Below are 12,329 nucleotides of genomic sequence, written 5' to 3'. Positions count from 1 at the left end.
AGGGCAGCGGTCAGGTGGGCTTCTGGATGGTGCCCGTGGGGGTGATGGTGAAGCGTTTGGCGGTGGGGACGGCTCTTTTGCCGTTGATGGTGATGGTGAGGTTCTTGAGGGCGCCTACCGAGACGCGGATGGAGCCGGGGTAGGTGACGGTTTGGGTGGAACCGGTGCCGAGGAGGCCCTGGAAGAGGACTTCGCCGTAGTAGTTGCGAAGGGTTACGTACGTGCCCTCGCCGGTGGATTTGAGGACTACTACGAGCTTGGTGGCCGACTTGGGCTTCGCGGGGGGCGACGGCTTGGCGGGCGGGGGCTTGGTGTCTGTGGGCTTGGGAGCGGGCGTGGTGACCGCGGGAGTGGGGCTGGCGGAGCGGGAGGCGTTGGCCTCGACGTCGCTGGGGAGGGTGAACAGGCGAACCATCCCCCAGCCCATCAGGCCGACCAGGATCGCGCCGACGACGACGGCCCAGCGGGGGCGGACCGGGTGCAGGCGGGGTTTGCGGGGCTCGATGCGTTCGTCGCGGCGGGCGCGGTCGGGTTCGCTGGGCGGGTAGGCCTCGTCGAACGCGGCCAGCAGCGGGGCCGGGTCGGCCTTCACCACGCGGGCGATCGAGCGGATGTGCCCGCGAGCGTAGAAGTTTCCGCCGCACCGGGAGAAGTCGTCGGCTTCCATCGCGACCAGCAGACCGGTTCTGATCCGGGTGGCCGCGCTCAGCTGGTCGATGGTCAGATCCGCCCGTTCGCGGGCCGCCGTGAGCTCACTGCCGATGCTCACGTTCCCACCGCCTCTCCACCGCCCGTGTGCTTACCGATCCGCCGACATCAAGTCAACGGCCTTGGCCCGACGGGGTCACGGCAGAGTCAGATTTGTTCCCTGACCGGACATCTCGCGTCCGCCAACATGTGCAGAGCCTGTACCACTTCCCCGTTCGACGGCCGTGCCGTCAACCCGAACGGTACCGCGAGAGAGGTCCCGGTGAGCCGACGGTTCGCATCGGTGGTCCTGCGCGTCGCGGCCGGCATCGCCGCGAGCACGGGTCCGGGATCGAGCAGGTGGACGGCGATCCGGCCGTCGTCGAGGGGGTGCCTGCGGCGCAGGACCGTGACTTCCTCGATCTCTTCCCAGCGGGTGCCGATCCACTCGTCACCGATCCGCAGGCGGATGCCGACGCGGTCGGCGACCAGCATGTCCCCCACGGTCAGCGCGCGGGCGCACACGACGGCGAGAGCGGCGAACGCGGCTGCGGCGAACCAGCGCAGTACGCCGGTCGGTGACGTGGACGCGGAGGTCGCGAACCCGATCGCCACCAGGAGGGCGCCGACCGCGATTCCGCCGTGCACCTTCTGCGAGGAGCGGACTGTGAACTCCTGCAGCAGTTCCTCGGGCTCGACGTCGAACTCCTCGACGTCGAACTGCGTGTCGTGCACCGATGCCTCACCCTCGTACGCCGGGACGTCGCCCGGGGCTTCCAACTGCTCGTCATGCACCGGCGCTGTCGCTCGGGCCTCGACCGGAGTTTCGTTGCGGACCCGCACCGGGCCTCCCCGCGAACCGCTCGACGCCTGCGCACCGACCAGAGTCAGACTCGGAGCCTCGCCCACCGCAAAGCCGATGGGGGCTTCAGCGGAGGCATCCGGTCTGGTGTTGCTGTTTGCTCGTGCCTGAGCGTCTCGGGTCGGGGAGCCACGGCGCGAGCTGCGCCGCGACGGGGAAAGGCCTGGCTCGACCGGGACCGGTCTGAGGGCGGCCGGGAAGCCGGAGACGGTTGCAGGTACAGAGCTGGAGGTGACCTGTGAGCCGGAAGCGTCGGCGAACACGGGGTTCGAGGCCTGGGAGTTGGAGACCTCGGCGGGCGTAGTGGTGTACGCAGGCTGGGAGCCGGGGGCGGCGGCAGGCCTGGGGGTGCGGGTGCCTTCCCCCTGGGCCTGCTGGGAGGCTGGCCGGCTGTTGGGCTGCGTGGTGGTTCGTTTGGGGGCCGGAGGGATGGGCTGGGCGCTGCGGCCGTGGGGGTGGAGGTCGGGGGCGGCGGGGGTGGTGGGGTCGGACGGCTCACGGGGGATGGTGGTTGGGGCCGGCACGGTCACTCTCCTCGCAGGGTGGCGACGAAGTCCTCTAGGTCGTCGGGTTTGACCAGGACGTCTCGGGCCTTGGAGCCCTCGCTCGGCCCGACCACTCCCCGGCTCTCCAGGATGTCCATCAGACGGCCCGCCTTGGCGAAGCCGACCCGGAGCTTGCGCTGCAGCATCGACGTGGAACCGAACTGGGTGGAGACGATGAGCTCGGCCGCCTGGACGACCAGGTCGAGGTCGTCGCCGATCTCGTCGTCGAGGTCCTTGCTCGGGCCGGCCACCGCGGTGACGTCCTCGCGGTACGTCGGCTGCAGCTGCTCCTTGCAGTGGTCGACGACCGAGCGGATCTCGTTCTCGGTGACCCAAGCGCCCTGGATACGCATCGGCTTGCTCGCGCCCATCGGCAGGAACAGGCCGTCGCCCTGGCCGACCAGCTTCTCCGCGCCGGGCTGGTCCAGGATGACCCGGCTGTCGGCCAGCGACGAGGTCGCGAAGGCCAGCCGGGACGGCACGTTGGCCTTGATCAAGCCGGTCACGACGTCCACCGACGGCCGCTGGGTCGCGAGCACCAGGTGGATACCGGCCGCGCGGGCCAGCTGGGTGATGCGGACGATCGAGTCCTCGACGTCGCGCGGGGCGACCATCATCAGGTCGGCGAGCTCGTCGACGATCACCAGCAGGTACGGGTACGGCGTGAGGACGCGCTCGCTGCCCGGCGGCGGCTTCACCTTGCCGCCGCGGACCGCCTTGTTGAAGTCGTCCACGTGCCGGAACCCGAACGCCGCGAGGTCGTCGTACCGCATGTCCATCTCGCGGACGACCCACTGCAGGGCCTCGGCGGCCTTCTTGGCGTTGGTGATGATCGGGGTGATCAGGTGCGGGATGCCCTCGTAGTTGTTCAGCTCGACCCGCTTGGGGTCGACCAGGATCATCCGCACCTCGTCCGGGGTCGACCGCATCAGGATCGAGGTGATCAGCGAGTTCACGAACGACGACTTGCCGGAGCCGGTCGCACCCGCGACCAGCAGGTGCGGCATCTTGGCCATGTTCGCGACCACGAAGCCGCCCTCGACGTCCTTGCCCAGCCCGGCCACCATCGGGTGGTGGTCGTTGCGGGCGGTCGCGGAGCGGATCACGTCGCCGAGGCTGACGATCTCCTTGTCGACGTTCGGGATCTCGATGCCGATCGCGGACTTGCCGGGGATCGGGGACAGGATCCGGACGTCGGCCGAGGCGACGGCGTACGCGATGTTCTTCGACAGCGCGGTGACCTTCTCGACCTTCACCGCCGAGCCGAGCTCGACCTCGTACCGGGTGACCGTCGGGCCGCGGGTGTACCCGGTGACCTGGGCGTCGATGCCGAACTGGTCGAACACCTCGGTCAGCCGGTCGACGACCGCGTCGGAGGCCTTGGTCCGGGCCTTGTGCACCGAACCGGGCTTCAGCGTGTTGCCGTCGGGCAGCGTGTAGGTGATGTCGCCGGACAGGCTGAGCTGCTCGACGCGCTGCGGCAGCGGCGTGTGGGGCGGCGGCTCCGGAGCGGAGTCGCCCTTGCCGGACGGCTTCGCCGAAGCAGCCGCGGCGGTCGCGGTAGCAATCGGGTCGGCGGCGTCCACGTCTCCGTCGACGTCGTACGGGTCGTCTTCCACCGGCGGCTTGGGCTTGCGGCCGCGCTTGGAGATCTCGCGGCCCTCGAGGACCGGCGAGTCGTACGGCTTGACCGTCGGGTCGCCGTCGTCATCGAGCGCGGCCTTGGCCCGGCGCTCCTTGCGGGTCAGCCGGACGGTGTCGTCGGTGCTGGGCTGCGCGGACGGCGCGTCCGCGGGGATCTCGGTCCGGCCGAGCAGTACGTCGAACGCGGCGCGCACGCGCAGCGGGATGGCGTAGATCGGCGTCCCGGTGACGACCAGCGCGCCGAAGATCGCGAGCAGCACCAGCAGCGGGGAGGCGACGTACGACGTCAGCAGGTCGGACAGGAGCGAGGAGACCACGTACCCGATCGCGCCGCCGGCCTCCTTCAGCGGCATGTCACCGTCCTGGCTCGGCCGCGGGATGCCGTGGGCGATGTGGACCAGGCCGAGGATGCCGAGCGAGATCGACGTCCAGCCGATCACCTGGCGACCGGCCGGGCCGTTGCGGTCCGGGTGGCGCAGGGTGCGCAGCGCGATGAACAGCAGCATCAGCGGCACGGCCCAGCCGAGCATGCCGACGCTGCCGCTGACCACCGTGCGGATCGCGTTGCCGACCGCGCCGGGCAGGTTCCACCAGATCGCGGCCGCGACGATCACGGACAGGCCGATCAGGCCGAGGCCGGCGCCGTCGCGGCGGTGCGCGGGGTCGAGGTCGCGGGCGCCGTTGCCGACGCCGCGGACGATGCTGCCGAGCAGGTGGGCGAAGCCGAGCCACAGCTTCACCAGCCCACGGCCGATGGCGATCATCGCGGCCGCGAACGGCCCCGCTCCCCCGCCGGATCTGGGCGTGCTGGTCCGCGCGGCGGTGCTACCACCGCGCTTCGCGCTCTGCCCACGCTTCTGGGCGCCTGACGGACGGGAGCGTCCACCGGCCGCCGAGCGCGCCGTACTCGGGCGCTTGGCTGCCGACTTCTGCGCCCGCGCCGGGGAAGACGTGCGGGTCGCCATGCCTAGCAGGCTACCCCGAGGACCACTCGAGTCACACGTGTCACACGCCGGTCACGCTGCCCCATCCGTCGCGTCACAGCGCGCCCGCCCCAGCGGAGTGGTGAGGAGGACCGCTTGCCCGCCGGGGTGGGAGGAGAGAGGTCTGCTTGCCCCCGCCGGGGTGGGAGGAGGAGGTCTGCTCGTCCCGTGGCGGCAAGCGGTGGGACGAAATGGCCCGCTCGCCCGGCTCGTTGCGCTGTCGCGCCGTCTCGTGTTCGTCGGGTTGGGTTCTGACCCGCTGGCTCGGTGCGGTCGGTGTAGCTTCGTTCGGCGGGTCGGATCGCAGTCGTGGCCGATTGGAGCCAACTAAATGGGCGTGGGCGGCATCCGATTCAGAGGTGGCGAGCGGAGGATGCCGGCTGCGCGATCGGCAGGCCGCGCGGCGTGGTTGGGGCGAGGTCGGGGTGCCGGCGAGTGGCGGGCGGGATCGCGGCGCTGGGGTCGAGGCGAAGGTGGGCGTAGCTAGGTGGAGAACGTGCGAGTCCGGCTGATCGTGCTGGTGGCTGGGCTGACGGTGGCGGCGGTGATTGCCGGGGCTACGTTGGCGGTTCGGCGGGTTCCGCAGGACAGCGTCAGTGCTGCGGGGCCGCTGAGTGGAGCGCCTACGACTACGCCGAGCAACACGCTGCAGACGACACCGCCGACGTCGACAACAACCAGTCCGGCGGCGACTCCTAGCGGTGTTCCGAGCGAGGTGAAGGTCGAGCTTGGCTCGCTTCCGCTGGGGCAGCTGCCGCAGATGGCGTTCATGGTTGACCGGGTGGTTCGAGGTGGGACCGGGCCGAATCTCACGGTGCCTGGTAAGCAGCCGATCGAGCAGGTTGTGCGTTTCGGCGGCGGTGTGCTCGCGGTGCTTCGGACCGGCGAGGTGTCGACCGAGCTGCGGCGGGTCGAGCCGTACGCGGAGGCGTTCAGCGCCGGTCGGGTGCCGGGGGTGAGCAGCCTGGTGTCGTCGGCTGAGGAGGACCTTGCGGCGTACGCCGTGGACGGGCAGAGCGCGATCTACTGGCTCGATTCGCGGGACAGCGAGCTGGTCCAGCGGTCGTTGAAGCGGGCCGAGTACGGGCGTACTCAGGTGCTGGCCGTGCGCGGCGATCTCGTCTACTTCAGTGCCGAGGGCAAGGGCTACCCGGCGCCGGAGACGTACTACCGGTGGGACTCCAAGTCCGGGAAGGTGACGGCGGTGAAGACCGTTCACGGGTTCGAAGGTCTGAACACGGCCGGCACCGCGGCGGCCGACTTCGTCAGCGGCGCGGCGCAGACGTTCTGCAGCGCGGTCACCGAACTCGAGACCGGCAAGCGCAGGTTCCGGACGTGTAAGTACTCGCTGGACGGGTTCACACCGGACGACCGGACCGTGGTGGCGAGCGAGGACTTCCGTGGCAGCGGGGCGGAGGCGTTCACTGCCGCGCTGGACGCGGACACCGGGCAGGTACGGCGGCAGTGGGTCGGCGTCCAGTTCGTGATGGCCGTGGCGGAGGACGACGACCACTTGCTGATGGTCGTGGACACCGGCGAGAACACCCCGGTCGGCATCATCCGGTGCAGTATCGGCAGCGGGACCTGCGAGGTGGCACTGACACCGGACCGCTACGGCCGGAACAACGTGCAGCTGCTCGGCGCCCGGACCTGATCAGGTACGCCGCAGCCGGAACGCCTGCCAGGCCAGCACATAGACGGCCAGCGCCGCGACAGCGCCGGACGCCAGGCCGGTGAGTGCGAACCGTACGACGGCCTCGCCGACCAGTTCGTCGGTGGAGTCGGCGGCAGCACGACGTACGGCGACAACGGCGAAGGCCAGCGCAAGCAGGCAGGCGGCCGCCAGTACGCCGTACCGGACTGCAGGCGCGAGCCCATCGCCCACTGGCCGGGCGGTGGTGCGCCGCCACCAGAAGACCAGGTAGACGGCGATGGCCAGTACGCCGCCGACGCTGCTGACGTACTGGAGGACGCGGTTGACGTCCCACGTCGGGGTGATGGCCGTGCTGAGGAACGACCAGTGCTGGACGAAGTAGCCGTCGCCGTGGGTGAAGGAGTCCCACAGGACGTGGGTCAGGCCGCCGATGAACACGGAGATGACCACCCACAGGAAGCCAGGGCGCTCAGCGGCCGGAAGGCGGCCCGCGAGAGCCGGCGGCGCCAGGGCGATCAGGGGGCGCTTCAACAGAAGGTGGAAGATCAGCAGGGCCACCAGCGCCAGGAGCGGGTCCAGCCAGAACGCCGAGCTGAACTCGTGGGTGAGGGTCAGCGTGAAGTTCCCGTGGATGTAGCGGGTCGCGAACGTGTAGAGCGGGCCGATGTACAGCAGGTCGGGCGCGAGCGCGCCGGCGACCAGCGCCGAGGCCACGAAGGGACGCCGCAGCAGCGGGAGGACGGCGGCCGGGTGGGCCAGCGGGAAGGGCACGGCCGCAGCGTAGGCGGTTAGGGGCTCAAAGCAACCGATCGGGCCGGGGAGACAGCTGCGGCCGGACCGACCGGGCCCGGCAGACAGCTGCGGCCGGACCGGCCAGGAGGCGCAGATATCGGCGAGGGCAACCCGGCAGATCAGCAGCCCAGCCACTCAGGCCCCGGTCACCCCGTCCAGCTGCTCCCTCAGCAGGTCCGCGTGCCCGCAGTGCCGGGCGTACTCCCCGATCAGGTGGATGTAGATCATCCGCAGCGTCGACTCCTCCCCCGAGAACGTGAACCGCTCGTCCAGCGACCGCCCGGCGGCCGCCTCGTCGGACAGCTTCCACTCCTCGATCAGCGCCTCGTACGACTCCTGCGCGTCGGCCGCGTCGATCAGCTCGAAGTCCGCGTCCTTGCCCAGCGCCGGATCGAAGACCGGCGCAGCCGGTACGTCGGCGAAGTGGATCCGGAACCAGATCCGCTCCACCTTCCGCGCATGCCGGATCAGGCCCAGCAGCGACAGCGTCGACGGCGGCGCACTCCGCTGGGCGAGCTGCTCAGCACTCAGCCCCGCGCACTTGACGAGCAGGGTGTGACGGTAGAAGTCGAGGTACCCGGCGAGCAGCTCGCGCTCGGGAGCCACGAGCGATCCGGTCGGCCGGTCGACGGCAGGGGCGATCCAAGTCATCCGCGCATCCTCCATCACCAACCGGTCAGTCCGCATTCAGATATCGAAGCCCCTGCTTCAAGTACGTCCTCGGATTCGTGTCGAGCAACCCAGCCCAGTCCGGCTCCGTCTCGCCACGTAGCCACGCGTACCGCGCCAGCGCGTACCCGAACATCGCCTCGGTCAGATAGCCGAGCCGACTGGTCCGCCACCCCGTGGTCGACCGGCTGTACTCGAATGCGGCGTTCGCACTGAACACACCAAACCCGAAGAAGACCGTGAACAGATCGGTCATCGGTTCGTCATCGCGCCGGTCCGGGTCGCGGCGCTCCTCGCCCAGCAACCGCTCGTGCCCCAGCTCGTGCGCGATCGTCGCGACCAGCGCCACCGGCTGCCGCGCCTTCGCCATTTCGACCGTGATCACCGACACACCGTCCCGCCGCCGCCAGTGCGCCGCTGCACCACGCGACCGCATCTCCACCGGCAGCCCGTCGATCAGCTCGTCCATCGCGTCGTCCGGCTCGAGCTCCAGCACCACCCGCTCCACCGGTACGCCGACCAGCCCCGCGACGGTTGCGAAGACGGCGCGCACGTCCGCCTCGGACCCGGCGTACCCAGGCGGGAAGAACGACGCCCCAGGCAGCACCACCGGACGCATCAGCACGTCGGACCCGAACGAGCTCACGAGCCAGTCGAGCGACTCCTCGATCCACGCCTGCTCTTCGGGCCGGACCGGGCACTTCGGCCGTCCCCACCACGCCATCGTCACCACCCCCATCACCGACTCAGATGCAACCGCCGCTCCGGAAGGTTCCCAATCTCAGAATGTGGCACAGAATCTCAGGGGACGAGATAGCTGCTAGCGCATCCACCGCAGCATTGCCTATCGTCTTCGGCAGGTCATGAGAGCCAGCGACAAGCCCCGGCTAGCTGGACGGCAACCCTCCACCGCGGTGGGGTGCCCCGGGTGAGGACCAGGCCGTGCGGACACCCCGTTCGGCAAGTGCGGACTTCCGGGAGCAGCAGCATGTCGATCCTCTCCATTCTCGAGCCGGCCAACGCCACCACGGCGACGCGCCAGGCCGTCACCCGGCTCACCACCGGCAGCATCCCCGCCACCGTCGGCGCCGACCTCCTGGTCCCGCTGGCCGACGGCCGGGTCACCGACTACGCCAACTTCGACCACGGCGCCAGCGCGCCGTGTCTGGAGTCGGTACGCCGAGCCGTCGAGGCCGCGCTGCCGTCGTACGCGTCGGTGCACCGCGGCAACGGCTACGCCTCCCGGATCACCACCCAGTGGTACGAGCGGGCCCGCGCCGAGGTGCACTCGTTCGTCGGTGCCCGCGAGGACGACCAGGTGATCTTCACCCGGCAGACCACCGACGCGCTCAACCTGCTCGCCAAGGCACTACCCGCCGCCGCGACCGTGATCGTGTTCGAGTCCGAGCACCACGCGGCCCTCCTCCCCTGGCCGGCCGAGCGGACCGTCCGGCTCCCTGCTCCGTCCACCAGCACTGGTGCGGTCACCGCCGTCGCCGACGCACTGCGCCAAGCACCTGAGGGCCCGCGGCTGGTCGTCGTGACCGGCGCGAGCAACGTGACCGGTGAGATCTTCCCGCTCGCCGAGCTGGCCGCTGTCGCCCGTGCGCACGGCGCCCGGATCTGCCTGGACGCCGCGCAGCTCGCCCCGCACCGCGAGGTCGACATCACCGAGCTGGACGTCGACTGGGTCGCCCTGTCCGGCCACAAGCTCTACGCCCCGTACGGCGCCGGCGCGCTGATCGGCCGGGCCGACTGGCTCAACGCGGCCGAGCCCTACCTGTACGGCGGCGGCGCCACCGCCTCCGTCACCGCCGATGCCACGGTCTGGAACGAAGGCCCGTCCCGGCACGAGGGCGGCTCCCCCAACGTCATCGGCGCGATCGCCCTGGCCGCTGCCTGCGCCGCGATCAGCCAGCACCGCGAGGCGATCGAGCAGCACGAGCGCAGCCTGCTCGCCCGGCTGCGGACCGGTCTGGCGCAGATCGACGGCGTCACGACGTACGACATCTTCGGTGCGGACGCCGACCGCGTCGGCACGGTGTGCTTCACCGTCGCCGGAATCAGCTCGACCCTGACGAGTGCGGCCCTCTCGGCCGAGTACGGCATCGGCGTCCGCGACGGCAAGTTCTGCGCGCACCCGCTGGTCGGCCACCTGCTGCAGGACTCCCCCGAGCACGGTACGGCGGTCCGCGCGAGCCTCGGCCTCGGCACGACCCGGGAGCACATCGACCGCCTGGTCGCCGCGGTCCGCACGCTGGCGACCAAGGGCCTCAGCCGGCACTACGAGGAGTCCGCGCACGGCTGCCAGCCGGCCGACGACCCGCGCGACCTCGAGGCCCCGCAGATCTGGTGAACCTCCACCAACTGACCAACCGCCCACGGAGGCCGCCCCACCGCTCGGGGAGGCCGGGCACTCCAAGTCCAGTGCTACAGCTCCGGTGAAAGACCTGTGTGGTGAGCGGCGAACGCCAGCAGGTCGGCCCACTCCGAGGCGACCATGGCCGCGGGCTTCCCGAATCCGTGGCCGGTGTCGACCTCGACCCTGGTCAGCACCGGAGCGTCCCCCGCCTGCGCGTGCTGCAGCGCGGCGATGAACTTGTGGCTGTGCAGCGGCACCACCCGGTCGTCGTGGTCACCGGTGACCACGAGTGTGGCCGGGTACGCCGTACCGTCGTGCAGGTTGTGCAGGGGTGAGTAGGCCAGCAGGTCCTCGAACTGGGCCGGGTCGTCGGGCAGACCGTAGTCCGACGCCCAGCCCGCTCCCACGGTGAACAGGTGGAACCGCAGCATGTCCAGTACGCCGACGCCCGGCAGTGCGACGGCGAAGAGGTCCGGCCGCTGGGCCATCACCGCTCCGACCAGCAGACCGCCGTTGCTGCGACCGTGCATCGCCAGCTGCGCTGGTGTGGTCACTCCCCGAGCGACCAGGTCCTCGGCGACCGCGATGAAGTCGTCGAACACGTTCTGCTTGTTCGCCAGCCGCCCGGCGTCGTGCCACTCGCTGCCGAACTCGCCACCGCCCCGCAGGTTGGTGACCACCAGCACTCCCCCAGCTGCCAGCCAGGCTGCCCAGCCCGGCCGGTAGTCGGGGAACACCGGGATCCGGAAGCCGCCGTACCCCCACTGCAGCGTGGGCCGCGGTGTGTCCAGCGTCAGGTCGCTGCGGCTGATCACGTAGTAAGGCACTGATCGGCCCGGCTCGACCCGCCGCTCCACCACTACGGAAGGCGGTGTGTACGACGCACCAGCCGGGACCAGCTCGGGCAGAGCTCGCACCGCGCCGTCCACCAGCACGTAGGAGAGAGTCGGCTCCACAGACGTGGAAAACCCGATGAACACCTCAGAAGATTTCACCGAGGCGTTGAGCCCCACCAGCCCACCAGCGCCCACCTCAACGACCCGTGCGTTGCCACCAGAGACGTCGTACAGCGTGACCACCGGCTGCGCGTCCACCAGCGACACCGTGACCAGCCCGGCCGCTGTCCCCAGCACCTCGACCAGCGTCGCCGCGCTCTCCGGGATCACATCGACAAAGGCACCCGACAGGTCACTGGAGACCACCCGCCCGCGCGGCGCGTCCCGATCGGTCCGCAGGATCAGCCGATCGCCGTCCATCCGCACGAACAGCGCCTCGTCCGAGAACTCGTCGATCACCTTGACCGGCTCACCGAGCCCGCCGTCCTGCAACGGGTAGAGCCACAGCCGGGTCCGCGGGTCGGTGCCCTCGAAGATGTGCAGCACGACGTACCGGTCGTCCTCGGTCACGTCGACGTCGAAGTACAGCCGCTCGTTCGGCAGCCGCAGGATCAGCTCGTCCTCGCTCTGCGGAGTGCCGACCCGGTGCAGCTTGAGCTCGCCCGCACCGAGTGCACGGGTCTCGGTGCCCTCGCTGCGACCGCCCGACGGATAGTGCACGTACAGGTACGCCGAGGAGTCCGGCAGCCAGGTCGCCTCGCTGAACTTGGCCTCGCCGACCACGTCGTCGACCGGCGAGCCGGTCGCGATGTCGAGCAGCCGGAACGTGATCCAGTCGCTGCCGCTCTCGTTGATGCCGTACGCGAAGTACTTGCCGTCCGGGCTGACCGTGAAGCTGCCGAGCGAGTCGGTACCGCCTTCGGACAGCGTGTTCGGGTCGATCAACACCCGGCCGCCGGCGAGCAGCTCGTCGAGCGACTCCGCGACGTAAACGACGTCCTGGGCTTGGGTGCCGTCGTTGCGGCCGACGAAGTACCAGCCGGCCTTGCGCACCGGGACGCCGGCCCGCGGCCGCGCCAGGATCCGGCTCATCGTGTCCTGGAACCACGGCCGTTCGCCGTACGACGACAGCTCGGCCTCGGTGAACGCGTTCTGCCGCGTCACCCAGTCCTTGGTCTCGGCGGAGTCCGGGTCCTCCAGCCAGCGGTACGGGTCGGCGATCTCGCGGCCGTGCAAGGTGTCGACGACGTCGTCGCGGCGGCTCTGCGGGTACTCGGCGCTCATGGGTTCCAACC

The 12,329-nt window shown here is 70.4% G+C and carries 9 protein-coding genes and 1 riboswitch; of the genes, 2 read left to right on the top strand and 7 right to left on the bottom strand.

The window, feature by feature from the left end:
* Positions 1-10: 10 nt before the first annotated feature.
* The 3 genes from ABD235_RS04630 to ABD235_RS04620 all read right to left on the bottom strand — a co-directional run bounded on the left by ABD235_RS04630 (position 11) and on the right by ABD235_RS04620 (position 4,703).
* Positions 11-769 carry a helix-turn-helix domain-containing protein gene (locus ABD235_RS04630; RefSeq protein ID WP_344169846.1) on the bottom strand — a complete coding sequence of 253 codons (759 nt, stop codon included), beginning with the start codon at positions 767-769 and terminating at the stop codon, positions 11-13.
* Positions 770-855: 86 nt separating this feature from the next.
* Positions 856-1,530 carry a hypothetical protein gene (locus ABD235_RS04625; protein ID WP_344169843.1) on the bottom strand — a complete coding sequence of 225 codons (675 nt, stop codon included), beginning with the start codon at positions 1,528-1,530 and terminating at the stop codon, positions 856-858.
* 545 nt (positions 1,531-2,075) lie between these two features.
* Positions 2,076-4,703 (bottom strand): FtsK/SpoIIIE family DNA translocase, encoded by a 2,628-nt coding sequence (locus ABD235_RS04620; RefSeq protein WP_344169839.1) that lies wholly within the window; start codon positions 4,701-4,703, stop codon positions 2,076-2,078.
* 505 nt (positions 4,704-5,208) lie between these two features.
* Between ABD235_RS04620 and ABD235_RS04615 the strand changes: the two genes are divergently transcribed.
* Positions 5,209-6,375, top strand: a complete 1,167-nt coding sequence (locus ABD235_RS04615; protein WP_344169836.1) for a hypothetical protein — start codon at positions 5,209-5,211, stop codon at positions 6,373-6,375.
* Here the strand turns inward: ABD235_RS04615 and ABD235_RS04610 are convergent, their stop codons facing one another.
* The 3 genes from ABD235_RS04610 to ABD235_RS04600 form a co-directional block, all read right to left on the bottom strand.
* On the bottom strand, positions 6,376-7,146 hold the full coding sequence (locus ABD235_RS04610; protein WP_344169833.1) for a DUF4184 family protein: 771 nt from the start codon (positions 7,144-7,146) through the stop codon (positions 6,376-6,378). It abuts the gene before it with no gap.
* A gap of 156 nt (positions 7,147-7,302) precedes the next feature.
* Positions 7,303-7,818 carry a DinB family protein gene (locus ABD235_RS04605; RefSeq protein ID WP_344169830.1) on the bottom strand — a complete coding sequence of 172 codons (516 nt, stop codon included), beginning with the start codon at positions 7,816-7,818 and terminating at the stop codon, positions 7,303-7,305.
* Positions 7,819-7,843: 25 nt separating this feature from the next.
* Positions 7,844-8,560, bottom strand: a complete 717-nt coding sequence (locus ABD235_RS04600; RefSeq protein WP_344169827.1) for a hypothetical protein — start codon at positions 8,558-8,560, stop codon at positions 7,844-7,846.
* Between the two features lie 135 nt (positions 8,561-8,695).
* Positions 8,696-8,809: riboswitch (SAM riboswitch) on the top strand.
* Between the two features lie 15 nt (positions 8,810-8,824).
* Here ABD235_RS04600 and ABD235_RS04595 point away from each other — a divergent pair.
* Positions 8,825-10,192, top strand: coding sequence for an aminotransferase class V-fold PLP-dependent enzyme (locus tag ABD235_RS04595; protein ID WP_344169824.1), 1,368 nt, complete (start codon positions 8,825-8,827; stop codon positions 10,190-10,192).
* Positions 10,193-10,266: 74 nt separating this feature from the next.
* Here the strand turns inward: ABD235_RS04595 and ABD235_RS04590 are convergent, their stop codons facing one another.
* A complete protein-coding gene (locus ABD235_RS04590; RefSeq protein WP_344169821.1) occupies positions 10,267-12,318 on the bottom strand; it encodes a prolyl oligopeptidase family serine peptidase in 2,052 nt (683 codons plus the stop codon).
* Positions 12,319-12,329: the final 11 nt, after the last annotated feature.

It is taken from the genome of Kribbella lupini, assembly GCF_039529595.1.
Taxonomy (GTDB): domain Bacteria; phylum Actinomycetota; class Actinomycetes; order Propionibacteriales; family Kribbellaceae; genus Kribbella; species Kribbella lupini.
This window is presented reverse-complemented; position numbering and strand designations above follow the sequence as displayed.

Excerpts from the sequence above, each read along its gene's own strand:
- ABD235_RS04620 (WP_344169839.1), bottom strand. The coding sequence starts at position 4,703 with ATGGCGACCCGCACGTCTTCCCCGGCGCGGGCGCAGAAGTCGGCAGCC.
- ABD235_RS04605 (WP_344169830.1), bottom strand. The coding sequence starts at position 7,818 with ATGACTTGGATCGCCCCTGCCGTCGACCGGCCGACCGGATCGCTCGTG.
- ABD235_RS04600 (WP_344169827.1), bottom strand. The coding sequence starts at position 8,560 with ATGGCGTGGTGGGGACGGCCGAAGTGCCCGGTCCGGCCCGAAGAGCAG.
- ABD235_RS04595 (WP_344169824.1), top strand. The coding sequence starts at position 8,825 with ATGTCGATCCTCTCCATTCTCGAGCCGGCCAACGCCACCACGGCGACG.
- ABD235_RS04590 (WP_344169821.1), bottom strand. The coding sequence starts at position 12,318 with ATGAGCGCCGAGTACCCGCAGAGCCGCCGCGACGACGTCGTCGACACC.